Annotated in this window: 25 protein-coding genes; 13 read left to right on the plus strand and 12 right to left on the minus strand. The window is 37.0% G+C overall.

Translation table 11 applies throughout. The annotated features are described in order from the left end of the window. Nucleotides 1-206: 206 nt before the first annotated feature. The gene (locus tag DRW42_RS15610; protein ID WP_113949768.1) at nucleotides 207-2,585 is read right to left on the minus strand and encodes an endonuclease MutS2; all 2,379 of its coding nucleotides are present in this window, start codon (nucleotides 2,583-2,585) and stop codon (nucleotides 207-209) included. Nucleotides 2,586-2,591: 6 nt separating this feature from the next. Further along, nucleotides 2,592-3,134 carry a DUF4296 domain-containing protein gene (locus DRW42_RS15615; RefSeq protein WP_158544355.1) on the minus strand — a complete coding sequence of 181 codons (543 nt, stop codon included), beginning with the start codon at nucleotides 3,132-3,134 and terminating at the stop codon, nucleotides 2,592-2,594. Nucleotides 3,135-3,227: 93 nt separating this feature from the next. Here DRW42_RS15615 and DRW42_RS15620 point away from each other — a divergent pair, with 93 nt between their 5' ends. From DRW42_RS15620 to DRW42_RS15635, 4 genes are all read left to right on the plus strand, one after another. After that, nucleotides 3,228-3,929, plus strand: a complete 702-nt coding sequence (locus DRW42_RS15620; protein ID WP_113949770.1) for a YggS family pyridoxal phosphate-dependent enzyme — start codon at nucleotides 3,228-3,230, stop codon at nucleotides 3,927-3,929. Between the two features lies 1 nt (nucleotide 3,930). Continuing rightward, complete coding sequence (locus DRW42_RS15625; protein WP_113949771.1) at nucleotides 3,931-4,398, plus strand: GNAT family N-acetyltransferase; 468 nt, start codon at nucleotides 3,931-3,933, stop codon at nucleotides 4,396-4,398. Between the two features lies 1 nt (nucleotide 4,399). Beyond that, the gene (locus DRW42_RS15630) at nucleotides 4,400-5,668 is read left to right on the plus strand and encodes an aspartate kinase (RefSeq protein WP_113949772.1); all 1,269 of its coding nucleotides are present in this window, start codon (nucleotides 4,400-4,402) and stop codon (nucleotides 5,666-5,668) included. Between the two features lie 110 nt (nucleotides 5,669-5,778). Continuing rightward, nucleotides 5,779-6,966, plus strand: coding sequence for a class I SAM-dependent methyltransferase (locus DRW42_RS15635; protein ID WP_113949773.1), 1,188 nt, complete (start codon nucleotides 5,779-5,781; stop codon nucleotides 6,964-6,966). Nucleotides 6,967-7,185: 219 nt separating this feature from the next. Here DRW42_RS15635 and DRW42_RS15640 read toward each other — a convergent pair whose 3' ends face one another. The 4 genes from DRW42_RS15640 to DRW42_RS15655 all read right to left on the minus strand — a co-directional run bounded on the left by DRW42_RS15640 (nucleotide 7,186) and on the right by DRW42_RS15655 (nucleotide 10,062). Next, nucleotides 7,186-7,383 carry a cold-shock protein gene (locus tag DRW42_RS15640; protein WP_029276380.1) on the minus strand — a complete coding sequence of 66 codons (198 nt, stop codon included), beginning with the start codon at nucleotides 7,381-7,383 and terminating at the stop codon, nucleotides 7,186-7,188. Nucleotides 7,384-7,593: 210 nt separating this feature from the next. Beyond that, nucleotides 7,594-8,229, minus strand: coding sequence for a peroxiredoxin (locus DRW42_RS15645; protein WP_113949774.1), 636 nt, complete (start codon nucleotides 8,227-8,229; stop codon nucleotides 7,594-7,596). A 163-nt stretch (nucleotides 8,230-8,392) separates the two neighbouring features. Next, nucleotides 8,393-9,487 (minus strand): S1 family peptidase, encoded by a 1,095-nt coding sequence (locus tag DRW42_RS15650; RefSeq protein ID WP_113949882.1) that lies wholly within the window; start codon nucleotides 9,485-9,487, stop codon nucleotides 8,393-8,395. Nucleotides 9,488-9,495: 8 nt separating this feature from the next. Next, on the minus strand, nucleotides 9,496-10,062 hold the full coding sequence (locus DRW42_RS15655; RefSeq protein ID WP_113949775.1) for an RNA polymerase sigma factor: 567 nt from the start codon (nucleotides 10,060-10,062) through the stop codon (nucleotides 9,496-9,498). Between the two features lie 204 nt (nucleotides 10,063-10,266). Here DRW42_RS15655 and DRW42_RS15660 point away from each other — a divergent pair, with 204 nt between their 5' ends. From DRW42_RS15660 to DRW42_RS15685, 6 genes are all read left to right on the plus strand, one after another. Next, entirely contained in the window at nucleotides 10,267-10,488 is a 222-nt protein-coding gene (locus tag DRW42_RS15660) for a hypothetical protein (RefSeq protein ID WP_055911571.1), read from the plus strand. 147 nt (nucleotides 10,489-10,635) lie between these two features. Further along, nucleotides 10,636-10,854 (plus strand): hypothetical protein, encoded by a 219-nt coding sequence (locus tag DRW42_RS15665; RefSeq protein ID WP_113949776.1) that lies wholly within the window; start codon nucleotides 10,636-10,638, stop codon nucleotides 10,852-10,854. A gap of 132 nt (nucleotides 10,855-10,986) precedes the next feature. Next, nucleotides 10,987-11,208, plus strand: a complete 222-nt coding sequence (locus DRW42_RS15670) for a hypothetical protein (RefSeq protein WP_113949777.1) — start codon at nucleotides 10,987-10,989, stop codon at nucleotides 11,206-11,208. A 140-nt stretch (nucleotides 11,209-11,348) separates the two neighbouring features. Further along, entirely contained in the window at nucleotides 11,349-11,555 is a 207-nt protein-coding gene (locus tag DRW42_RS15675; protein WP_113949778.1) for a hypothetical protein, read from the plus strand. 117 nt (nucleotides 11,556-11,672) lie between these two features. Beyond that, complete coding sequence (gene purB / locus DRW42_RS15680) at nucleotides 11,673-13,019, plus strand: adenylosuccinate lyase (protein WP_113949779.1); 1,347 nt, start codon at nucleotides 11,673-11,675, stop codon at nucleotides 13,017-13,019. Between the two features lie 87 nt (nucleotides 13,020-13,106). Next, nucleotides 13,107-13,658, plus strand: coding sequence for a NifU family protein (locus tag DRW42_RS15685; RefSeq protein ID WP_113949780.1), 552 nt, complete (start codon nucleotides 13,107-13,109; stop codon nucleotides 13,656-13,658). A 219-nt stretch (nucleotides 13,659-13,877) separates the two neighbouring features. Here DRW42_RS15685 and DRW42_RS15690 read toward each other — a convergent pair whose 3' ends face one another. The 5 genes from DRW42_RS15690 to DRW42_RS15710 all read right to left on the minus strand — a co-directional run bounded on the left by DRW42_RS15690 (nucleotide 13,878) and on the right by DRW42_RS15710 (nucleotide 19,373). Further along, complete coding sequence (locus tag DRW42_RS15690; protein WP_113949781.1) at nucleotides 13,878-14,666, minus strand: inositol monophosphatase family protein; 789 nt, start codon at nucleotides 14,664-14,666, stop codon at nucleotides 13,878-13,880. A 58-nt stretch (nucleotides 14,667-14,724) separates the two neighbouring features. After that, nucleotides 14,725-15,876 carry a prolipoprotein diacylglyceryl transferase gene (locus tag DRW42_RS15695; protein ID WP_113949782.1) on the minus strand — a complete coding sequence of 384 codons (1,152 nt, stop codon included), beginning with the start codon at nucleotides 15,874-15,876 and terminating at the stop codon, nucleotides 14,725-14,727. Nucleotides 15,877-16,282: 406 nt separating this feature from the next. After that, nucleotides 16,283-17,605, minus strand: coding sequence for a tRNA (N(6)-L-threonylcarbamoyladenosine(37)-C(2))-methylthiotransferase MtaB (gene mtaB / locus DRW42_RS15700; RefSeq protein WP_113949783.1), 1,323 nt, complete (start codon nucleotides 17,603-17,605; stop codon nucleotides 16,283-16,285). A gap of 142 nt (nucleotides 17,606-17,747) precedes the next feature. After that, nucleotides 17,748-18,317, minus strand: a complete 570-nt coding sequence (locus DRW42_RS15705; RefSeq protein WP_113949784.1) for a UbiX family flavin prenyltransferase — start codon at nucleotides 18,315-18,317, stop codon at nucleotides 17,748-17,750. 420 nt (nucleotides 18,318-18,737) lie between these two features. After that, nucleotides 18,738-19,373: a Crp/Fnr family transcriptional regulator gene (locus DRW42_RS15710; protein WP_113949785.1), complete on the minus strand. Its 636-nt coding sequence runs from the start codon at nucleotides 19,371-19,373 to the stop codon at nucleotides 18,738-18,740. A 285-nt stretch (nucleotides 19,374-19,658) separates the two neighbouring features. Between DRW42_RS15710 and DRW42_RS15715 the strand changes: the two genes are divergently transcribed. Then, nucleotides 19,659-21,506, plus strand: coding sequence for a PAS domain-containing sensor histidine kinase (locus DRW42_RS15715; RefSeq protein ID WP_113949786.1), 1,848 nt, complete (start codon nucleotides 19,659-19,661; stop codon nucleotides 21,504-21,506). Between the two features lie 11 nt (nucleotides 21,507-21,517). Here DRW42_RS15715 and DRW42_RS15720 read toward each other — a convergent pair whose 3' ends face one another. Beyond that, on the minus strand, nucleotides 21,518-21,742 hold the full coding sequence (locus DRW42_RS15720; protein WP_147243760.1) for a cold-shock protein: 225 nt from the start codon (nucleotides 21,740-21,742) through the stop codon (nucleotides 21,518-21,520). Between the two features lie 374 nt (nucleotides 21,743-22,116). Here DRW42_RS15720 and DRW42_RS15725 point away from each other — a divergent pair, with 374 nt between their 5' ends. Both DRW42_RS15725 and DRW42_RS15730 read left to right on the plus strand, forming a co-directional pair. After that, entirely contained in the window at nucleotides 22,117-22,317 is a 201-nt protein-coding gene (locus tag DRW42_RS15725) for a DUF3606 domain-containing protein (RefSeq protein WP_113949788.1), read from the plus strand. 109 nt (nucleotides 22,318-22,426) lie between these two features. Beyond that, on the plus strand, nucleotides 22,427-23,059 hold the full coding sequence (locus DRW42_RS15730) for a YciE/YciF ferroxidase family protein (RefSeq protein WP_113949789.1): 633 nt from the start codon (nucleotides 22,427-22,429) through the stop codon (nucleotides 23,057-23,059). Nucleotides 23,060-23,130: the final 71 nt, after the last annotated feature.

Consider the following 23,130-nt stretch of genomic DNA (forward strand, 5'->3'; position numbering starts at 1 on the left):
ATAACATAGTTACGGCTATAAAGTTTTAGTTATGGTGTTACCGTCATTGCGAGAAGGTTTTTTCAGAAGACGAAGCAATGACGACTCTTTTTATGAAATCTGCCTCGAGATAGATCTTTCTGCTTCGCTTCAGTTGAGAAGACGATACTTTCTTGAACATCTCATCTCACATCTTGTGTCTCAAATCTTGTATCTAAAAAAAACCTCTAATTCAAATAAACATAAGTAATCCCATCTCCGCCCCTGTCAGCATGCTCATCTTCCATCCTGTTTACCTGACTGTACTTCCGTAAATACTCCCTGATCATTTTTCTTAAAATCCCGTCGCCTTTACCATGAATCAGTTTGATAGAAGGAAAGCCAAGCATAATCGCTTTATCCAGGTATTTTTCAACTTCGAACAAAGCATCTTCTGTACGTTTTCCACGTAAATCCAGTTCAGCCCTGAAGCCCGAAACTGCCTCGTTCATACGACCGGCAAAAGAATTTGCACTGCTTTGAACCACTTTTTTAGCTTCGCGGTTGCTTACTTTCTGCACACGGTTCTTTTTAACTGTAGAGCGTAAATCGCCGATAGCCAAAACCAGTTCGTTGCGGTTAATTTCTAAAACCTGTCCAATGGTTTCACTATCTGTAAATTTTACCAGATCGCCAACTTCAATTTCACCACCCACAACTACCTGCACAGGTTTCGGGCGTTCTTTCGGAACTGTATTTTTAACAAGCTCTTTCTGCAGGTTCTGCCTAAGTTCTTTCGTTACTTCCTTATCAGCCTGCTTTTCCTTAATCTCCGCAATGGTATTTTCTACGAGTTTATTGGCATTTTTAATAATATTCTGTGCTTCCTGCTTGGCTTCTTTAATCAATACCTTTTTATTCTCCTCTAAAAAGGCTTTCAACTTTTCATTTTCGGCAACCAGGTTTTTAGCTTTATTTTGCTGGTTTGCCAAACTTACCTTAGCATCATAAACATTTTTCTTTTCACGTTCCAGGTCAACCAGCATCGTATCTACCCTGTTCTGGTTAGAGCCCGTTTTCTCTTTGGCCAATTGGATTACCTCTTTTGGCAAACCAATATTCTGTGCAATTTCGAAAGCATAAGAACTACCCGGTTTTCCCATTTCCAGAATGTAAAGCGGTTTCATCTTTGCATTATCAAAAAGCATCGATGCATTTTCGAGTCCGGGGGTGTTGCCTGCAAAAAGCTTTAAATTAGAATAGTGCGTGGTGATTACGCCCCGTACTTTTTTATTGTTAAGCACTTCTAAAACAGCCTCGGCCATAGGTCCACCAAACTGTGGATCAGTACCTGTACCAAACTCATCAATCAGCACCATGGTTTTGGGCGAAGCGTGTTCTACAAAATAGCGCATCTTTTTCAGGTGTGCACTGTAGGTACTTAAATCACTTTCTATCGACTGATCATCACCAATATCGGCGAAAATATTTTCAAAAATACCCACTTCACTATTGGCATCAACAGGAATCAACAAACCGGTTTGAAGCATAATCTGCAATAAACCAACCGTTTTCATGCAAACCGATTTACCACCCGCATTTGGTCCTGAAACCAATACCACACGTGTTTCGGCATCAATATGAATATTTAAAGGTGTAACCGTCTTCTTTTCCGCTGCAAACGATATCGATAATAAGGGATGCCTTGCGTTGATCAGTTTGGTTTTTGGTTCTTTTAGCAAACCTGGCATCTCGGCCTCAATATCTAAGGCAAATAAGGCCTTTGCACGTACAAAATCTAGTTTAGTTAAGAAACCATGATAAGAAAGCAATAATGGCGAATACGGACGCAATTCATCTGTTAACGCAATTAAAATCTTGATGATCTCGCGGCGCTTATCAAATTCCAGATCGCGCAGTTTATTATTTAAGGTAAAAACCTCTTCAGGCTCAATATACACCGTTTGCCCTGTGGCAGACTCATCGTGTACGAAACCTTTTAGTTTCCTTTTATTCTCTGCCAAAACCGGGATACACATCCTTCCATCCCTGATGGTTAAACTACCATCTGCAACCCAGTTATTCGCAATGGCCTGTTTATAAATCGAATCCATGCGCTTACGCACATCCTGCTCGGTCTTTGCTATCGCAGAGGTAATCTCCTGCAGTTCTTTCGATGCATTGGGTTTGATCTTTCCTTTGGCATCAATTACTGTTTCTATTTTACGGAGAATTATTTTTTCAATCGGTAAATGCTCAAATAAAGCTTCGAGCGTAGGGTAAACTTCGGCACGTTCTTCAAAAAAGCGCAGTACCGAAAAAACAGTCTGCAGCGAAGTATAAACCTGAAACCACTCATCCTCTAACAGATAAGTCCCTTCAACCCTGATTTTATCAACCAGCGATTTAATATCAAAAAATGTATTGATCTGTAACGGTTCCTGATTTTGCAGGATACTTTTAAACTCGTTTGTTTGTCTTAAAAATTTATCAATCTGATCAAAACGGTTCATCACCTGCATCTTGCCCACCATTGCTTGCCCCATGGGACTTAAACAATGTTTGCTGATCAGCTGCCTGATCTCTACAAAACCTAAACGTTCTAAACAATTATCGGGATATAACATATTATTTTATTGTACCTGTACCGGCGCTGCTGTAGGCGAAACCACCTCCAGGGCACCGGATTTCTTTATATTAATAAGTGAATCGGCCTGTTTTTTATTTTTTGCAATTTCAGCTGTTGCTTTTGCTTTTGATAATGAATCCGGTTTCATTTTTTTCCTGATTGCAAGCGAATCGGCCTTAAATTTCTTTGCAATTACCAATGAATCGGCTTTGAATTTCTTTTTCTGAATGCTTTTATCGGCAATGTCTACCGCTTTTTTCTGCTGCTTTAGTGCTTTCTCAATATTTTTATAGATATCGCCAAGCTCTTTCGGGTTGTTATTGTACCATTTTAAACTTTTATTGTATTGGGCAGAATCCGTCCCGAATTTCTTATAAATCCCTCTGTAATAAGCTGCTGCTACCTTTCTGGTCGAATCTGGCACATAAATGGTCGAAATATACCCGTCAACGATATGCATATCAAATAAAATCTTCTCCATTTTATCGGGTTTAATAATGTCGTCCGGTATACCGGGCTTACAGCCAAACCATAATATAGCCGTCATTAAAACCCATATTAGTCTCTTCATCCTTAATTAAAATATTATTTTTTGCCCAAATTGCGGCAAGGTTATTAATTTTACCAAAAATAGTTATAAATGAGCATAGCTGATAATCTTAAACAATATAAAAGCGAAGTTGAATCAGACGGGGTAAAACTAATTGCAGTTTCAAAAACACAACCAGTAGAATCAATTTTAGAAGCATACAACGCCGGACAACGCATTTTCGGAGAAAACCATGTACAGGAAATGGTAGAAAAAGAAGCATTGCTTCCTAAAGATATCGAATGGCACCTTATCGGCCACCTGCAAACCAATAAAGTAAAATATATTGCCCCTTTTGTTCAGTTAATACATGGTGTAGACAGTTTAAAACTGCTTCAGAAAATAGACAAACAAGCGGCAAAAAATAAACGCGTAATAGATTGTTTGTTACAGGTTTACATTGCTGACGAAGACACCAAATTCGGGCTTGGTTTCGACGAAGTGATTGAATTGCTTCGCGATGAAGAGTTTGCAAAACTGAAAAACATCCGCATTGTAGGTTTAATGGGCATTGCTACCAATACCAAAAACGAAAAGCAGATTACCATCGAATTTAATGAGTTAAAAGTATTTTTCGATGGCATTAAAGTTAGTTTCTTCCGTAAAGATGAAGCTTTTAAAGAAATATCGACCGGAATGAGTGCAGATTATAAAATCGCAATTGAAGAAGGAAGCACAATGGTTCGCATTGGCAGCAGCATTTTCGGTAAAAGGGTAATTAAACATTTCAAAAACGATATTTCTGCCAATTAATATGAATTTCAATATCAGATTTGCCGAGGCAGACGATTGCCCGAGAATATTAGAGCTCATTAATGAACTTGCTGTTTACGAGAAAGCTCCCGAGGAAGTAACCGTTTCTTTAGAACATTTTACCGACGCCGGTTTTGGTAAAAATCCGGTTTGGAAAGCGTTTGTAGCAGAGGTGGATCATATCATTGTTGGTTTTGCCCTGTATTATACCCGCTACTCTACCTGGAAGGGCTGTAGGTTATACCTCGAGGATTTTATCGTAACAGAAGCATTCAGGGGAAAAGGATTAGGGAAAATATTATTCGAAAAAGTAATGGCAGAAGCCAAAAACGGCAATTACAGCGGCATGGTTTGGCAGGTACTCGACTGGAATGAACCAGCAATCAATTTTTACAATAAATATCAAGCACATTTAGAAAGCGGCTGGTTAAACGCAGCTTTATCTACAGAACAAATCAAGGCATTTTAATATGGATATTTTTAAGTTTGGGGGTGCCTCGGTAAAAGATGCGGCCGGTGTAAAAAACCTAGCCAATATTGTGCGTGATTACAAAAAAGCCAACCTGCTGATTGTGATTTCGGCAATGGGCAAAATCACCAATAAATTGGAAGATCTTACCCATGCATTTCTCGCTCAAAACGATGAGGCACATGCTATTTTTGAAGAGATTAAACATTTCCATTTCAATATTATCGACGAACTTTTTCAAGGGAAACACCATCCGGTTTACGATGATGTGGCCAACACTTTCGTTGAAATAGACTGGCTGATCGAAGATGAACCAGATAACAACCCCGATTATATTTACGATCAGATTGTTTCTATCGGAGAAGTGGTTTCGACCAAAATTGTGGCTGCCTGGTTAAACGAAACCGGGAATAAGACACTTTGGGCCGATGCAAGGAATTATATTCAAACCGATAATACTTACCGCGAAGGCAAAGTAGACTGGGCCAAAACCAACCAGATTATACAAAAAGATTTAGTGCCACTTTTGGCCGAAAACATTATTGTAACGCAGGGATTTATTGGTGGAACAAGTGAAAATTACACCACAACTTTAGGCAGAGAAGGTTCTGATTATTCGGCTGCCATATTCGCTTCTTGTTTAGACGCTGTAGCCTTAACCATCTGGAAAGATGTTCCGGGTGTTTTAAATGCAGATCCAAAATGGTTTGATGAAACTGAAAAAATTGCCCAGCTTTCGTACCACGATGCAATAGAACTTACTTATTATGGTGCAACGGTAATCCACCCAAAAACCATAAAACCACTTCAAAACAAAGGTATTCCACTTTTTGTAAGGTCCTTTATCCAACCGGAAGGTTCGGGAACAGCTATTACGAAAGAAAACAATCCACTGCCTATCCCCTCTTTTATATTTAAGGTTAACCAGGCGTTGATTTCCATCTTCCCAAAAGATTATTCTTTTATTATTGAAGAAAACCTGAGCAATATATTTGAACTTTTTCATAGGCATAAGATCAAGATTAATACCATGCTTAATTCTGCTATAAGTTTCTCAGTGAGTATTGATGATCATCCTGTTCAGATTGAAAAACTAATTAAAGACCTGTCGGAGGAGTTCACCGTAAAATATAATAAAGGCCTCGAACTGGTAACCATCCGTTATTACAACCAGCAAACCATCGATCGTGTAACCGTTGAAAAAGATATTTTACTCGAAGTGAAAAGCCGCCACACCTGCCAGATGGTGATGAAGAATAAAAAGGTTTAAGTATTTAGTATCAAGTATCAAGATAAGTCTTGTCTCGATACTTGATACTCCATACTTGATACTCAATACTTGATACTCCATACTTGATACTCCATACTTGATACTAAACAATGAACAACAAACTTATAGCCAAGGCCGTCCAGGATTACATAAGCACCAACTTAAACGCCGATGTAAATCAGATTGCTTTAGCTAAAAGTTCGTTCGAGGATGTTACTTCTGCCGAACTGGCCACGCAGATCACAGCAAAAAAAAAATCGGAGAAGAAATTACCAACCTGGTTCAGCACCGAAAGTATTTATTATCCACCGGTTTTATCCATTGAACAAACTTCTTCCGAAATCACCGCTAACTATAAGTCGAAACTGGCCAAAGGTGATACACTAATCGATATTACCGGAGGTTTTGGGGTTGACGCCTATTATTTTGCCAAAAAAGTAAAAGAAGTTACCCATTGCGAAATCAACGCAGAATTATCGGCCATTACCCAACATAATGCCAAAGCGCTGCAAGCCCACAATATCAACTTTATAGATGAAGATGGCATTGCTTACATTCAAAATACCAATACCACATTCGATACCATTTATATAGATCCAGCCCGCAGGGCCGAAAAAGGTAAGGTTTTTATGCTTAAAGATTGTACGCCAGACGTGGTAAGCAATTTGGATGTTTTGCTTGAAAAATCTTCAAGAATCATCATCAAAACGGCTCCACTGCTCGATATTTCTGCAGGTTTAAACGAATTGAGTCAGGTAAGCGAAATTCACATTGTTAGCGTAAAAAACGAATGCAAAGAACTACTGTGGGTAATTGATAAAGGATTTAACCGGGAGCCTAAAATTGTTGCGTTAACTTTAAATAATGGTATTGAAAAAGACTTTTCTTTCTGCTGGCCATCGGCTAATGCACCCGTTCAGTTTGCTGAAAGTTTACATACCGATCATTACCTCTACGAACCAGATGCAGCCTTGTTAAAATCAGGCGCATTTAATTTAATAGGATCAACCTTTGGTCTTTCAAAACTGCATCCACAAACGCAGTTATATTCATCTGTTTCTATAAATAAGGAATTTTCCGGCCGCATTTTTAAAATTGAAGGAATATTAACTACAGGCGAGCTTAAAAAACAGGGCAATTTAAAAGGCAATGTTATTGTACGCAATTACCCTGCAAAACCTGAAGATTTGGTAAAAAAATACAAAATCAAAGCCGATCAGGAGCAGTTTTTGATTTTCACCAAAGTTGCCAACGGAGAAAATGTAATTTTAAAGGCCTCGATTATTCAGTATTATTAGTTGCCACCACTCCGTCATTGCGAGAAGGCTTTTTCAGCCGACGAAGCAATCTTAAAACGATCGCTATTAGCCTGCAATTAAAGATTGCTTCGTCGTAACTCCTCGCGATGATGACTTTTTTATAGATTCTTCACTGCATTCAGAATGACAAAAACGCAAAAAGCCTTTCTTTTCGAAAGGCTTTTTGCTGGGACGAACAAATATTTAATATTTTATCGCTTAAACTTTCTTAACGTTTACTGCCTGTAAACCTTTTCTGCCTTCAGCTACTTCAAATTCTACTGTATCGTTTTCTTTCAAGCTTTCGATTCCACCTAAAACATCTTTAAAATGTACAAATAAGTCTTTATTGTCTTCTTGCACAATAAATCCAAAGCCTTTTTGAGTGTTAAACCACTTAACTTTTCCGGTTGCCATAAAAAAATAAAAAATTGTATAAAATAAATAAACCTTTTACGCTTTGATCAGCATTTCATTCAACCAATTGACTATTAAAGTGAGAATAAACAATCAGATAAGCATTAATATTGAAACAAAACTACCAAATATAACAATTTGAGCCTATAATACAAGTCCTTTTTGGCCGTTCAACAAGAATGTTGCGTTTCAAAAAGAAGATTATTCAAATTATTTATTCGGCTGAGGTGTAGTACGCAAATAAGGCTTAATCACTTTATGTCCTTTTGGGAATTTAGCCGGAATATCTTCAGTTTTAATACTGTTTACCACAATTACATCCTCTCCGTCTTTCCAATCGGCAGGTGTAGCCACGCTATAATTCGCGGTAAGTTGCAATGAATCGATTACACGTAACACTTCATTAAAGTTCCTTCCTGTTGAAGCAGGATAAGTAATGATCAGTTTTACCTTTTTATCAGGGCTGATCACGAACAATGATCTTACAGTTAAAGTTTCAGAAGCATTGGGGTGGATCATATCGTACAGGTTGGCAACAGTTTTATCCGGGTCGGCAATAATCGGAAACTCTACAGAAGTATTTTGCGTTTCATTTATATCGCTGATCCAGCCTTTATGCGATTCGGCAGAATCAACACTTAATGCCAGAACTTTCACATTTCTTTTTTCAAATTCTCCTTTTAAGGCCGCTGTTCTTCCCAGTTCGGTAGTACAAACAGGCGTATAATCTGCAGGGTGCGAAAACAATACACCCCAGCTATCGCCCAGGTACTCATAAAAATCGATTTCTCCAATTGAGGTATTAGCCTGAAAATTCGGTGCGGTATCGCCTAGTCTTATGCTCATAATATGATAATTTTTAAGTTGATTAAAACAAATCTAAACAATAGTATACTAAATACATAGGCATTATATTATTTTAAGACCTATAAATTACATTTCAAACAAAAAACCCTGCAACATTTAAGCTACAGGGTTCAAGAATATTAATTTGTTTGGGGTTTTTAACTTAATAAGCTTTAATCATAAATACATAATCCTGTATTTTTTCGATCTGTTTGGTACGTTTTAAGCCGGACAGCAAACTTCTTTTATTTGCAGACAGCTTATTTGCGCCTAATGAATCCTGCGGAATCGCCCTCATTGCTTCTAAAATGTATTTCGATTTAATCGCAAAAGCTGCGCCTTCTGTCTGATCCGGTTTACCACTGATAATACCCACTAAATTTCCATTATTATCTAAAACAGGTCCGCCGCTATTGCCCGGGTTAACTGAAATAGCTACCTGATATTGGGTTGTATCACCAATAAAACCATTTTTAGAACTCACATAACCTTCTCCCAATACGGCATCATCTTTTGGATAGCCCAAAGTATAAACCATTTCGCCAATACTGCTGGTATTTCTTTTAATGGTATAAGGTATAGATGATAAATTACTGAAGTGTTTATCGTTAATTTTTAAGATAGCGATATCATTCTGTGGATCGGTATAAACAGATTTTACCTTGAACGATTCTCCTTTGCTATTTTGTACATATAAAGAATCGGCACCATTAATAATGTGTAAGTTGGTTAAAATATAACCGTTGGTAGAAATGGCAAAACCTGTACCGCCGAAACTATTTTGTACAGTGGCTTTATTAGAAGTTGTATTATTATGATTGATTTTTCTGATTAAGCTATTCTGGGTTTTGATGGCATTGTTTACCTGGTTGCTTAACCGTCTGTACCGTTCAGCCTGTTTGGTATTATGCTGTATAGAATAGATAGAAACCAGCGAAAGCACAATAAATGACGCTGCAACCGCAATAGCAGACCTGTGTTTACGCCACAACTGTACCACACGAGATGGGTGCGGCCTAAGCGCATTGGCCAGACTATCTACATCAATTTCGGCATGAATTTCGTTTAACTGTTCTTTTAAATGCAGCTGCGTGGCAAAAGCCTCCATAGATTCTAAAAAGAACTTATGCGAAACAACCTTATGATCTACAGTAGCATCATTACGACGTAACTGCTCAAAAGCTTCTGTTTCCTGGGCATTTAGTTTACCTAAAAGATAATCTTCAATAATTGCATCTAACTCCAAATCGTTTCTCATTTCAATTATTATGGTTGAAAAAATATTTTCTTTAACCTTTGCAGGCATTTATATTTCTGTGTTTTTGCATTATCGGTATTGGTATAACCAAATTTCTCACAGATATCCTGCATGGATAAATTATGGATATAAAAATCCTGAATAATGGTTTTACAGGGTTCGCCGAGATGATCAAGTGCCGATTGCATTTTTACAAATTGCAGGTCTTTTTCCTCATGTTCTTCCACATCCTCCTCTACCGCAAACACATCTTCATAATCGGTAATGTTACCAGCCTTTTTACTGTTGAGGTTGAGTTTCTTCAACCAGATCCGCCGGCAAACCGAATAAATGTAAGTTTTAAGTTTGCTGCTCAGCTCAAAATTACCTTCCTTAATTTTGTTATATAAAATAATAATGGCTTCCTGGTAAACATCCTTTGCATCATCTTCATCACCATTATTGTTAAGGATAAACTGCAAAACCATTGCATAATAAGCCTTGTATAACTTGTTAAGTGCATCTTTTGAGTTATTTAGGACACCTAAAATAACCTCTCTATCTGTTGGAACTGAACCCTTTAAACTGTTATTCACTAGTTAATACATTTTTCGGTAAATAGTAACCCAATATTAGACAAAAAAATATTTATAGCCACTATAATTGCTTAATACAAACTTATCGCCGTCGGTAACCCAAAAGCCCGGCAAAAAATATTTTAACTTTTTTTTATGATTATCGGGTTACCTTTCTACCTTTGCGGCATTAATAAGAAATTAATTACTTAAAAAAATTCAAAAATGAAAAATGCATTCAAATTAGGCTTTTTAGCTTTAGCTCTTTCTTTATCAGTTGTTGCTTGTAATTCAGAGAAAAAAGCAGAAGGTGCTGATACTACTTTAACTGATTCTTCTACTATCGTTACTGATACTACTGCAAAAGATACTACAGTTAAAGATTCTACAGTAAAAGATACTACTGTAAAAGCTACTACAACTACTACAGAAGAAGTTAAACACTAGTATTAACTTTATGATATAAAAAAGGCTCCTGATATACATTGGGAGCCTTTTTTATTTTTTTTAACTTTTTTTTACTTTTTTGGGTTACCTTTTTAAATAACGCGTATTAAGAGGTAAATTAATTAATTACTTAAAAAATATTTAAAAATGAAAAATGCATTCAAATTAGGCTTCTTAGCTTTAGCTTTATCTTTATCAGTTGTTGCTTGTAATTCAGAGAAAAAAGCAGAAGGTACTGATACAACTGCTACTGATTCTTCAACTGTAGTTACCGATACTACTAAAAAAGACACTACAGTTACTGATTCTACAGTTAAAGATACTACTGTAAAAACTACTACTGAGAAAACTGAAGTTAAACACTAGTCTAACTTACTCATAAAAAAACCCTCCCGATGTAAAAATCGGGAGGGTTTTTTATTTTACCCGAAATTACCGGGTTACCTTTTATCTTTTTGGGTATTAATAGTAGATATTAACCCTAAAACATAAAACAAAATGAAAAATGCATTCAAATTAGGCTTCTTAGCCTTCGCTTTATCTTTAACAGTTGCTGCTTGTGGCGATTCAGGTAAAAAAGCTGATGGCGCTGATACAACAGTTACAGATTCTTCTACAATTGTTACCGATACCACTTCTGTTGACACTACAGTTAAAGATTCTACTGTAAAAGATACTACAGTTAAAGCTACAACTACTAAAGAAGAAACTAAACACTAGTTTATTTCACTTATTTCTATAAAAAAGGTCCTGATTTCTGATCGGGACCTTTTTTATTTTAAAATACCGGGTTACCTTTTTGAGTTTTTTGTATAAATTAGCAAGTAATTAATTTTTTAAAACCAAACTAATTAAAAAAAATGAAAAATGCATTCAAAATGGGCTTTTTAGCTCTAGCTTTATCTTTATCAGTTGTAGCTTGTAAATCAGAGAAGAAAGATGGCGCTGCCGATTCTTCTAAAGTTGACTCTACCGTTGTTGATACTACAGTTAAAGATACTACTGTAAAAGACACAACCGTTAAAGACACTACAGTTAAAACTGATACTACTACTGTTAAAAAATAGTTTTATCAAACCATTTGAAAAAAGCCTTAGATAACCTAAGGCTTTTTTTTATTTAGGCATCTAGACCTTAAAATCCATCAATTGTAGTAAATTTGCGGCAAAAATATAATCCGCATAATGAATTTAACATCACTACAAGCTATTTCACCTGTTGATGGTCGTTACAGAAAAACAACCGAAAGTTTAGCTGCTTACTTTTCGGAAGAAGCACTGATTAAATACCGTGTTTTTGTAGAAATCGAATATTTTATCGCGCTTTGCGAAATCAACTTGCCTGGCTTGGAAAATTTTGACAAAAATCTTTATGCCGGATTACGTAAAATACATGAAAATTTCTCGGAAGCTGATGCCTTGGAAATTAAAGAGACCGAAAAGGTAACCAATCATGATGTTAAAGCCGTAGAATATTTTATCAAAAGTAAATTCGATGCCCTTTCGCTTCAAAATTATAAGGAATTTATCCATTTTGGGTTAACTTCTCAGGACATTAACAACACAGCCATTCCTTATTCTATTAAGCTGGCATTGAACGAAAGTTATTATCCGGCCATTAATACTTTGATCGAAAAAATAAATGCACTGGCAACGGAATGGAAAGATATCCCGATGCTGGCACATACGCACGGACAACCAGCCTCTCCTACCAAACTGGGTAAAGAATTTTTAGTTTTTGCCGAGCGTTTAAGCATCCAGGTAGAAAATTTAAAGGCCATCCCCAACAGCGCGAAATTTGGCGGTGCAACCGGAAACTTTAATGCACACCATATTGCTTATCCACAGGTAAACTGGGTTGATTTTTCGAACAGTTTTGTAAATGATACTTTGGGTTTAACGCGTGCACAACACACCACGCAGATTGAACATTACGATCAGTTTGCTGCCCAGTGTGATGCCCTAAAACGCATTAACAATATCATTATCGATCTGGACAGGGATATCTGGACCTATATCTCTAAAAACTATTTTAAACAAAAGATTAAAGCCGGCGAAATTGGTTCATCGGCCATGCCACATAAGGTAAACCCGATCGATTTTGAAAACGCAGAAGGAAATGCAGGAATTGCAAATGCATTATTTGAGTTTTTTGCAGCAAAATTACCAGTTTCGCGTTTACAAAGAGATTTAACCGATTCTACTGTTTTAAGAAACGTTGGCGTTCCATTTGGTCATACTTTAATTGCCATTCATTCTACTTTACGCGGTTTAAATAAAATTTTATTAAACGAAGCAGCTTTACATGCTGATTTAGATGATAACTGGGCCGTTGTGGCAGAAGCCATCCAAACGGTATTGAGAAGAGAAAACTATCCTAATCCCTACGAGGCTTTAAAAGAGCTTACCAGGACCAATTCAAAAATCAATGCGGCAAGTATTGCAGATTTTATTGAAGGACTTGCCGTTTCGGAAGAGATAAAAGTACAATTGAGAACCATTACTCCTTTTAACTATACCGGCGTTTTTTAATCAGATTAAATTGACGTTAAGCAGACAGCAGTTAAAGGTTTTATTAATGACTTATTGTTAATTTTGTATATTCAAATTGATTAAGACATGACGATTAACGTATATACAGAACAGACTCCAAATCCAGCTACCATGAAATTTATGGTAAACAAGCTGTTGATTAATGGCAGTGAGGATTTTGCCACCAAAGAAAGTGCAGAACATTCTCCGTTTGCTAAAGAGTTATTTAAGTTCAATTTTGTTTCTGGTGTGTTTTTCGCCAGTAATTTTGTTACCATTACCAAAACAGATGATGCAGAATGGGCTGATATTGAAGCCATTTTAAAGGAGTTTGTGAAGGGAGCAGTAGAGTCGGAACTAAAAATTAAAGAAGCAACTGCTGAAGAAGCACCTGCTTTTGAAGGTTCGGAAACAGAAATTAAAATCCAGCAGATTTTACATGACTACGTTCGCCCGGCTGTTGAGCAGGATGGCGGTGCCATTACCTATAAATCTTTTGATGAAGGAGTGGTTACGGTTGAGTTACGCGGATCGTGCAGTGGCTGTCCGTCTTCTACCATTACGCTTAAATCAGGTATCCAGAACTTATTACAGAGAATGGTACCAGAGGTTACAGAAGTAGTTTCTGAAGCGCTTTAATTGAGCATTTTTCATAGTACATATATAGTGAAAAGGTCCCGGTGTAAACCGGGACTTTTTTTATACCCATGCCTCGTCATCTCGCCTGGAGCAACGCGGAATGGGGAGATCTATAAAAAATGTCGTCATTGCGAGGAGGAACGACAAAGCAATCTTACGACGATCGCTACCTGTGACCGCGTTAGGATTGCTTCGTGCCTCGCAATGACGAGTTATAGATTAAAAATACTGCTTAATTGCCGTTAACATTTCGGCGGTAAGTTTACCATTTGTAGCCAGGATCTCCCTTTTTTCAAAGTAATCGTTCCCTCCGGCAAAATCGAATACCTCTCCCCCAGCCTGCTGAACGATAAAACATCCGGCTGCAAAATCCCACTGTTGCAGGTTAAATTCGAAAAAAGCATCAAAACGTCCGCAGGCAGTGTAAACCAGATCAATAGCCGCTGCACCAATCCTACGCACGCCATGACTTTTTTGCATCATCTCTGCCAGCAATTTCAAATATTGAGGTTGTTTATCAAACTGATAATAAGGAAAGCCTGTAGCCAATAAACTCGATTTTAGATCAGGATTAACAGAAACCCGAATTTCTTTTTTGTTCATAAAAGCCACTCCACCTTTATACGAATAAAACATTTCACCCCGGTTTAATTCGTAAACCACGCCTACAACCGGTAAACCATCTTCGTAAAGTGCCACACTGATTCCGTAAGCGGGTATGCCATGAATAAAATTAGTAGTACCATCTAAAGGATCAATAATCCAGGTGTAGGTTTTTCCGGTCCGGTTGATGGTTTTTTCCTCAGTGATGAAACCGGCATCTGGAATTAATTTTTCAAGATTGTGGACAAGTTTCTGTTCTGCTGTTTTATCAACATAAGAAACCATATCGTTTAATCCTTTGTATTCGATTTTTTGTGCATCAAACTGCATTGCTTCTTTACGGATAAAATTTCCGGTAAGCTTTACAATCGAGATCACTTTATTGCATAGTAATTCGTAATTCATAGCTATTTAACAACAGACTAAGCTTGTTGTTGGATTTTAAATGAATTTATAAAGGGTGTTATTGAGCCAGTTCGTTCTTGTTCCTTAAAGCATAGGCACTTAATGCTATGCCGCCAACAACAAGGAAAGTAGAAATCATTTCTGCCTGGGTGAAAGAAAGGCCAAATACATGGTATTTTGAGTTTACACGGATCAGTTCGATACAGAAACGCTCAATACCGTTCAAAATCATATAAATACCGAACATTAAACCCGGTGCTTTTATTTTGTCCCTTATTTTCCATAAAAAGGCAAAAAGGATAAGGCAAACAATTACTTCGTAAATTGGTGTTGGATAAACGCCCTGGGCCAGTTCGTTACAAAATTTACCGGTACAACCCTGGATTGGAATTCCTTCGCCTACCACATTATTCGGGTATTTGTAAGACCACAACCAGTCTGGCAGCCATGAAAAAGGTTTTGGATTAAGATTTACAATCCCCCAGTCGCCATCTCCTGCTAAATGACAGCCGATACGGCCTACTGCATAAGCCAGCATCATACCCGGCCCGCCTACATCAAGCATGTGCAGCGGTTTAATTCCGTTTCTTTTGGCGATGATGAGCACTGCTGCACCACCACAGATTAAGCCGCCATAAAAGGTTAAACCGCTAAACGACAATAACCTTTCGATAGGATGCTGCACAAAATCGTCCCAATATTCTAAATTATCAAAGAATTTGGCGCCTAAAAAACCCCATATTGCTGCCCAAACAACTAAATTACTCATGGTTTGGTACGGATGCACGGTAACCTGTGTTTCTTTTGGTTTATCGAGTTTGTGTTTATTTTTTTCAGTATAATCCCAGTAAGCAAATAAACCAGCTAAAAATAAACCACCGATGATATTTCCTTTGGCCGACATTAATATGCCCTGTGCATCACTTACAAAAAGTCTGTAATTCAATAATGCGTAAACCAGTTTATAACCAATCACGAAGCCGAAAAGGCCATTCATGATCAGTTCTGTAGTTGTAGCAGGTTTGCCTATAACAACCGTTTTTTTAATCGGATGAAGTATGCCCAGCGCTTCTTTACGTTTAAGTTCTTTGGTAAAAGCCCAATAACCGGCCACAAATGCCAGTGCTACAAAAACACCGAAGGTATTAAATGGAAGCGGCAAATTAATGCCAAAAAGATATTCTAAAAAATGTGAAACGGTAGGAAACATACAAATATTTTGTTGCGAAGATAGGAAAGAAAGACCAAAGCTGAAAGGCGAAAGATTGGGGTAAATAGAAAGTTGCAAGCATGATTGACCACAAAGACACAAAGAGCACAAAGGCTAACGGTAAGTACAATAAAGTAAAGATGCAATTCAAAAGATTCTTCACTGCGTTCAGAATGACAGAATTCGATAAAAAGTGACGTCATCTCGACCGGAACGCAGTGAAGCGGAGAGATCTACATATCTATACTGAGTTACCGATATAAAATTTGTACAGGTTGCACTCCGCTCGAAATGACGGTATCTTGAGAAAGATCCTTCGACTACGCTCAGGATGACAAAACGATTAAAATAGTATTGAAATACAAACTTAGAACTCAGGACTTCAGACTCTGGACTAAAGACTAAACTAATGATGTGCGTATACCGTTTCGAGTTCGGCTACTTCTACTTCACCATCAGCAGTAATTTCGATCAGTTTGACGGCTTTTAATTCGTTAACCATCAATGGATCATATTTAGCACGAACTTTAACGTAGTTTTTGGTAAAACCATGCATAAAGCCTGATTTTTGATCAGCTTCGAAAAGCACTTCAGCTTCGCTGCCAATCTGAGACTCGTAGAAAGCCCTGCGTTTTTTGTCGGATAAAATATGGAGCATTTTGCTACGCTCATTACGTTCGCTTCCTGCTACCACACCTTTCATTTCGGCTGCCACGGTTAATTCGCGTTCGGAATAGGTAAATACGTGCAGGTAAGAAATATCAAGCTGGTTTAAAAACTGATAGGTATCCAGGAAATCCTCTTTAGTTTCGCCCGGAAAACCAACAATTACATCAACGCCGATACAGCAATGCGGCATCACCTCTTTAATTTTGGCAACACGCTCTACGTATAAATCACGGCGGTAACGACGGCGCATCAGGCCTAAAATTTTATCAGAACCCGATTGCAAAGGAATATGAAAATGCGGTACAAATCTTTTTGAAGTGGAAACAAATTCAATAATTTCGTTGCTTAAAAGATTTGGCTCTATTGACGAAATTCGGATTCTTTCTATTCCTTCTACCTCATCCAATGCTTTAACCAGGTCGAAAAATTTGTCTTCACGTTCACCGTTGCGGATACCGAAATCACCCAGGTTTACCCCTGTTAAAACGATTTCTTTCACACCACTTTCGGCAATCATTTTTGCACGGTTAACTACATTTTCGATGGTATCGCTACGGCTTGCGCCACGTGCCAAAGGAATGGTACAATAGGTACAAGGGTAATCGCAACCATCCTGTACTTTTAAAAATGTACGTGTTCTATCGCCAATTGAATAAGAAGCAATAAAATTATGGTTTACCTTTTCGATATTCTGCTGATGAACCAAAGCTTTTGGCTGTTTGGTTAAATCGGTAATGTATTCTACAATCCTGAATTTTTCAGCTGCACCTAAAACCATATCAACGCCTTCTATTTCGGCAATTTCCTGTGGTTTTAACTGTGCATAACAGCCCACAATGGTTACAAATGCATTAGGAGAATATTTTAGGGCCTCTTTAACTACTTTACGGCATTTTTTATCAGCATGCTCGGTAACAGAGCAGGTATTGATCACATAAACATCGGCCTGATCCTGAAATTCTACCACAGCATAACCGGCATCGGTAAATAAACGACCGATAGTTGAAGTTTCAGAGAAATTGAGTTTACAACCTAATGTATAAAATGCGACCTTTTTCATTGAGCCTGCAAAGATAAGAAATTTGTTCGGAGTTAGGAGTCTGTGGAGCTTATGGTGCACAAATTACAGTGTATTAACAATGCAGTTGGCAATTTTCGATTTTCAGTTGAATACAAACGTTAATTAAAACTGACATCTGAAACTATTTCTCCTGCCACCGGTAACTATCCTGCTCAAAACCGGCCAAATCCAGTACACGGCTGATTACCGTACCTGCCACTTCCTCAATGGTTTTCGGCAAGCTGTAAAAAGACGGATTTGCCGGACAGATGATGCCACCGGCTTCGGTAACGGTTTTCATGTTATTGATGTGAATAAGGCTAAAAGGTGTATCCCTTACCACGGCAATCAGTTTTCTGCGCTCTTTTAATACCACATCCGCAGCCCTCGAAATCAGGTCGTTTGATATACCATGTGCAATACGCCCTAAAGTACCCATTGAGCACGGGACAATAATCATGGTATCATATTTTGCCGATCCGGAAGCAAAAGGTGCATTAAAATCGTTTTTATTATAAAAAGTAAAGTCTTTAAAATCGTTGTAATTTTGGTTTCCCAACTCGAATTGCCAAACCTCTTTCGCATTATCGCTCATTACCACGCCAACCGCTTCGATCTGATCTTTTAATGTAGCTAACTGATCGAATAAAACTTTGGCATAAACAGATCCGCTGGCCCCGGTAACCGCAACAATAACTTTCTTTTTCATCATGGAACAAAAATAGGTTTTCTGGGGGACTAAAAATAAAAAAGGGCCAGAACATTGTTCTGACCCTACATCTACCTATGAAAAACATACCCTCGAAAGGGTAAGAACAAATATATATAAATTTTTAAAAAAATATAAGCCTTAAATGTTAAATCGTGCAAATGACGCGCTTTATTGAAAAACAAATTACAACTAACTGATTAACAGCAAAATAATTTTCAATAAAAAAATCAAAAAACCATTTTAAATGCTAAAATCAGCACATTTCAGATAACAATTGAAGATAAAATGTATTACAAATCAGTCGATTTTATTAAACACAGGCATACATTTTGTTTTTTGATTACTCAATTTTAGCATTTAGGTTTACAATTTTTTGATGTTAAAATAACAATCAGTCTGCATTTTAACCCCGGTTAAATCTTATTCTATAAACTGCAAAGCGAGTTTAGACCTGATCCTGCTTAAAGTTTCTAAACGCATACAGAGGAATGAAGCAATGTATTTTAACGGAACCCTGTTAATTAATTCCGGGTAAGACCTTGTAAAGCGGAGGTACCTTTTCTCAGCCGACTGTAAACGTGAAATAAGTGCCCGTTCGCAAGCCTGCAGGTAATGGAGCTGCGTCATTTTACGGCTCACATAATTAACAATATGGTAATTAAGGTATAAGAGTTTCGACATGGTATTGGGGATAGCTATGGCTACCACATCTTCAAGGGCCTGTACATATTCTTCTGAAGGTTCATGTTCATCCCAGAAATTACTTACGTTGCCCACAAATTCCTTTTCTTTTGCAATCCAGGTGGTTATTTCCTGGTTGTCTTCTTTCATATAACCTCTTACTATACCGTTTAAAATAAGATAGGTATGTTTATCACGGTGCAAGGGCGAGGTAATAAATTTATTTTTTTTAAAGTTAACTGGAAAGGTATGGCTATTGATGATAAACTCAATTTCCGGTGTTAAATCGTGAAACGTTCTATAAACGTTGATTACTGGCGAATATCCATTAAAAGGTAGCCACTTATCTTTTGAATAAATGTTTTCGGGACTCATTTTTTATCTATTGTGTAACTGCAAAATAACCGCTCAAAAAGAACGGCAAACGAAAATATTATCTACCTGTTTCTGAAACACAGAACCAGTAAAAATGTTTAGCTAAAAATTAATTATTTATAAAAATAAGGTACTCTTATTATTATTAAGACTGTATATAATGAATTTTACATATCTTTTTTTGATAATTCATCCATTTTCGATTTAAATATTATGCAACCATAGTAATCCTATTGTCAGTTAGCGTCTTAAAGATTATATTTGATTAAGTGTCAACCAAATTTTATGATCGATTTGAGCTCTTCATTCTTAAAGGCATTATTAAAACATTCTAAATCACCCTTAGTTATTTTTAAGATTAAACCCGTGCTGGTGGTTGTAGAACATAATGATGCCTACCAGGCTCTAATAGAGCGGATTGGTGGCAAATTAAAATTTTATGATATTGACGTCATCCCAAACCTGCTTTCGGACAGGGAAAAAGACCTTTTGATAAAAACGGTAAATAAAGTAAGTGAGCTAAAAGTAAATGCCGGCTTAATTATCCATCCTATTTATTCCAATTCGCCAAATGTAAAATGGGAGCTCGAATTTTCTCCGGTATTGCATGGCGAAAAGCCTGCCGACTATATTATCTGTTCGCTGAAAGAAATCCCAACAAATGAGAATGACCTGGAAAGTATTTTATTTGAACTTTCAGAAAGCGAAGCAAGATTCAGGGGCTTTTTTGAGCAGGCTCCCTTAGGCATGTGCGTATTGAGGGGCAGGGATCTGATCACGGAGTATGCAAACGATAATATTTTAAAACTTTGGGGCAAAAGCAGGAAGGAGATAATAGGTGTTGCCCAGGAAGAAGCCATACAGGAACTTGGTTTACAAAAACAGATTTTGAGCCGGGTGAAGGATATTTTTAAAACAGGCGAGCCTTTAACGCTGAACGAGCTTAAAATATCAACGCCGATTGCAGATGGCTATTTTATAGCCATGTATCAACCTTTAAAAAACGATAAAAACGAGGTAACCAGTATTTTAGTAATTATTAAGGATATTACCGAGCAGGTAAACTTTAAAAAAGAACTATTAAAAGCAAAAGATATACTCAAAATCGCCATGGATGCTTCAGAAATGGGCTCATGGAATATCGACATTGAAAGTAAAAAAGTTCTTTTATCAGAAAGGGCTAAACAGATTTACGAACTGGAAAGCAACAAACTCGATCTTGATGAAGCCAAATCGCTGATCAGTTTGGAGAATTTAAGCTTCCTTACCAGCAGCATCAGAAAAGCGCTGCACAACAGGGAAGCTTTCAATGTAGAATATCAGATTAATTTAAAAGGACCAAAAAATAAAATAAAATGGTTAAGAACTGCAGGTAAAGCTTATTATAACGAACAGGGAAAGGGTGTTTATATTGCTGGCGCAGTACTGGATATTACGGAGCACAAACAGGATGAGATCAGGAAAAATGATTTTATAGGAATGGTAAGCCACGAACTCAAAACACCTTTAACCGCCCTGAACGCTTATGTACAGCTTTTACAATTTAAATTAAAAGAAACCGAAAACGAGTTTACTACAGAAACACTGAATAAAATCAATGTTCAGCTCAAAAGGATGTCGTTAATGATTGATGGTTTTTTAAACGTTTCATTATTGGAATCGGGTAAGATCCAGTTGCATAAAGTGGATTTCGACCTGGTAGAACTGATCCAGATTATTGCCGAAGAAAACCGCGTGATCTTACCAAGTCATTTTATACAGGTAATCGGGGCAGATGGAATGATTGTAAATGCCGACCGTGAGAAAATTGGAAATGTAATCAATAACCTTATCAGCAACGCAGCAAAATATTCTAAAAAAGAATCATTTATAGCTATAAAATGCGAAAAAAGAGCAGGAGAACTCGTAGTTAGTGTTGAAGATGAAGGAATTGGTATTAAAGAAAATAATATCCCTAAATTATTCGACCGGTTTTTCCGGGTAGAAAGTCCGGTTACACAAACCATAGCAGGTTTTGGTGTGGGTTTGTACATCTGTGCCGAGGTAATAGAAAGACACCAGGGAAAAATCTGGGCCGAAAGCAGATATGGTGAGGGTTCTACCTTTTATTTCAGTTTGCCCACTGCAGAATAGATCTTAATGGTTTATACCGCTTGTATCAGCACTTTTTCTTCCTGCATTTCAACATTGACGGCAGAAAGACCCCGAGCCGTTAATTGTATTTCAAAAGTTACTTTTAAATTCTCTTCAATATAACCGGAAACAGCCTCTAAACGGAACTGTATATCCTGGTTATTTTCGTCCATAATAACTCCAAACCCATGTTCATTATCAATCAGGGTAATTTCTCCCCTCCTTCTGTCATTCATATAAATTTCCACCAAAAAACTCAGCAATTATAATCAAAATACGTAGAATTAAAAATACAAAAAATGAAATATACGCACAACTAAAAGCTATACTAAAACGTTTTGTATTAATCTTATATTCATGTTTTATTAATTCTAATATCTATTCAAAACTCCTGCCAAAAATTTAATTCAATTGTTTAATTAAAGTAAGAGTGCTTATTAACCGCCGCGCTGGGTGATGATCATTTTCGTACGGCAAGATTTAGCGCTAAACATATTGTTCATTTTAATCAACTGCTTTACAGATTGTTATTAAATAAAAAAAACATTAAATTTATAAAACAAAAGCAGGATTGCAATTGTTATTCACCCTATCTAATCATCCCCTTACCATGAAAAATTTCAATCAAACCACAGGCATTAAAGAAGAAATTATCCTTTTATCTGAAGAAACCGACCGCAATTATTGGGCAAACCGCTTAGGCGTGAGTTGTGAGGCTTTAAAATCGGCAGTAAGGGCAACCAGAAGTATAACATTGGATCAGATTACCGCTTATTTAAATCAGCAAAAAAATACAATAAGTATTTCCTGATACCTGGTTATGTAATAAGCTTTAGCCGATCTTTTTGCATTTAAATGAGATTGTTCAAACCTTTTAGTAAAAGCCATGGTTCTTTATATACAATTAAAGAATTACAACTATGGCTACCACAACAAAAACAGGAACAAAATCTCCTGCTACAAAAACAAGTACATCAGGTAAAGGATCAGATGCAAAATCTACCCCTTCTGGAAATTTAAAATCAACGGCTAAGCCACAAAACAAGACAGGCAAAATGGAAGATTCAGAATTCCATAAGTTTTTTGTTGATGAATTGAAAGATATTTACTGGGCAGAAAAACACCTTGTTAAAGCTTTACCGAAAATGAAAAAAGCAGCAACAAGCAGCGAACTTGCTGCAGCATTTGATAAACATACCGCTGAAACTGAAACCCACATTGATACATTGGAGCAGATTTTCGCCTTATTGGATGAAAAAGCTGTAGCAAAAAAATGCGATGCAATGGCAGGTTTATTGGAAGAAGCCAATGGAATTATTGAAGAAACTGATAAAGGAACGATGATTCGTGATGCAGGATTAATTTTGGCCGCACAAAAAGTAGAGCATTATGAAATTGCCACCTATGGAACCTTGAAGGTTTTTGCCGAAAACATGGGACATACTGAAGTAGCAAACCTACTGGCACAAACACTCGAAAATGAAAAAGCCACTGATGTTGCTTTAACCGAAGTTGCAGAAAGCTTTGTAAATGAAGAAGCTGCTGCAGAATAGAATTGATTATCATTAAAAAAGGTCCAAATTTTAAAATTTGGACCTTTTTTTTGAAACATGATTATTCATAT

It is taken from the genome of Pedobacter miscanthi, assembly GCF_003315595.1.
Classification (GTDB): Bacteria; Bacteroidota; Bacteroidia; order Sphingobacteriales; family Sphingobacteriaceae; genus Pedobacter; species Pedobacter miscanthi.

What these genes read in the sequence shown, in the direction of transcription:
- DRW42_RS15710 (WP_113949785.1), bottom strand. Translation starts at nt 19,373, where the DNA reads ATGAGTCCCGAAAACATTTATTCAAAAGATAAGTGGCTACCTTTTAAT.
- DRW42_RS15660 (WP_055911571.1), top strand. Translation starts at nt 10,267, where the DNA reads ATGAAAAATGCATTCAAATTAGGCTTTTTAGCTTTAGCTCTTTCTTTA.
- DRW42_RS15610 (WP_113949768.1), bottom strand. Translation starts at nt 2,585, where the DNA reads ATGTTATATCCCGATAATTGTTTAGAACGTTTAGGTTTTGTAGAGATC.
- DRW42_RS15705 (WP_113949784.1), bottom strand. Translation starts at nt 18,317, where the DNA reads ATGATGAAAAAGAAAGTTATTGTTGCGGTTACCGGGGCCAGCGGATCT.
- DRW42_RS15625 (WP_113949771.1), top strand. Translation starts at nt 3,931, where the DNA reads ATGAATTTCAATATCAGATTTGCCGAGGCAGACGATTGCCCGAGAATA.
- DRW42_RS15645 (WP_113949774.1), bottom strand. Translation starts at nt 8,229, where the DNA reads ATGAGCATAAGACTAGGCGATACCGCACCGAATTTTCAGGCTAATACC.
- DRW42_RS15725 (WP_113949788.1), top strand. Translation starts at nt 22,117, where the DNA reads ATGAAAAATTTCAATCAAACCACAGGCATTAAAGAAGAAATTATCCTT.
- DRW42_RS15665 (WP_113949776.1), top strand. Translation starts at nt 10,636, where the DNA reads ATGAAAAATGCATTCAAATTAGGCTTCTTAGCTTTAGCTTTATCTTTA.
- DRW42_RS15690 (WP_113949781.1), bottom strand. Translation starts at nt 14,666, where the DNA reads ATGAATTACGAATTACTATGCAATAAAGTGATCTCGATTGTAAAGCTT.
- DRW42_RS15685 (WP_113949780.1), top strand. Translation starts at nt 13,107, where the DNA reads ATGACGATTAACGTATATACAGAACAGACTCCAAATCCAGCTACCATG.
- DRW42_RS15615 (WP_158544355.1), bottom strand. Translation starts at nt 3,134, where the DNA reads ATGACGGCTATATTATGGTTTGGCTGTAAGCCCGGTATACCGGACGAC.
- DRW42_RS15640 (WP_029276380.1), bottom strand. Translation starts at nt 7,383, where the DNA reads ATGGCAACCGGAAAAGTTAAGTGGTTTAACACTCAAAAAGGCTTTGGA.
- DRW42_RS15650 (WP_113949882.1), bottom strand. Translation starts at nt 9,487, where the DNA reads ATGAGAAACGATTTGGAGTTAGATGCAATTATTGAAGATTATCTTTTA.
- DRW42_RS15635 (WP_113949773.1), top strand. Translation starts at nt 5,779, where the DNA reads ATGAACAACAAACTTATAGCCAAGGCCGTCCAGGATTACATAAGCACC.
- purB (WP_113949779.1), top strand. Translation starts at nt 11,673, where the DNA reads ATGAATTTAACATCACTACAAGCTATTTCACCTGTTGATGGTCGTTAC.
- DRW42_RS15695 (WP_113949782.1), bottom strand. Translation starts at nt 15,876, where the DNA reads ATGTTTCCTACCGTTTCACATTTTTTAGAATATCTTTTTGGCATTAAT.
- DRW42_RS15620 (WP_113949770.1), top strand. Translation starts at nt 3,228, where the DNA reads ATGAGCATAGCTGATAATCTTAAACAATATAAAAGCGAAGTTGAATCA.
- DRW42_RS15630 (WP_113949772.1), top strand. Translation starts at nt 4,400, where the DNA reads ATGGATATTTTTAAGTTTGGGGGTGCCTCGGTAAAAGATGCGGCCGGT.
- DRW42_RS15720 (WP_147243760.1), bottom strand. Translation starts at nt 21,742, where the DNA reads ATGAATGACAGAAGGAGGGGAGAAATTACCCTGATTGATAATGAACAT.
- mtaB (WP_113949783.1), bottom strand. Translation starts at nt 17,605, where the DNA reads ATGAAAAAGGTCGCATTTTATACATTAGGTTGTAAACTCAATTTCTCT.
- DRW42_RS15670 (WP_113949777.1), top strand. Translation starts at nt 10,987, where the DNA reads ATGAAAAATGCATTCAAATTAGGCTTCTTAGCCTTCGCTTTATCTTTA.
- DRW42_RS15675 (WP_113949778.1), top strand. Translation starts at nt 11,349, where the DNA reads ATGAAAAATGCATTCAAAATGGGCTTTTTAGCTCTAGCTTTATCTTTA.
- DRW42_RS15715 (WP_113949786.1), top strand. Translation starts at nt 19,659, where the DNA reads ATGATCGATTTGAGCTCTTCATTCTTAAAGGCATTATTAAAACATTCT.
- DRW42_RS15730 (WP_113949789.1), top strand. Translation starts at nt 22,427, where the DNA reads ATGGCTACCACAACAAAAACAGGAACAAAATCTCCTGCTACAAAAACA.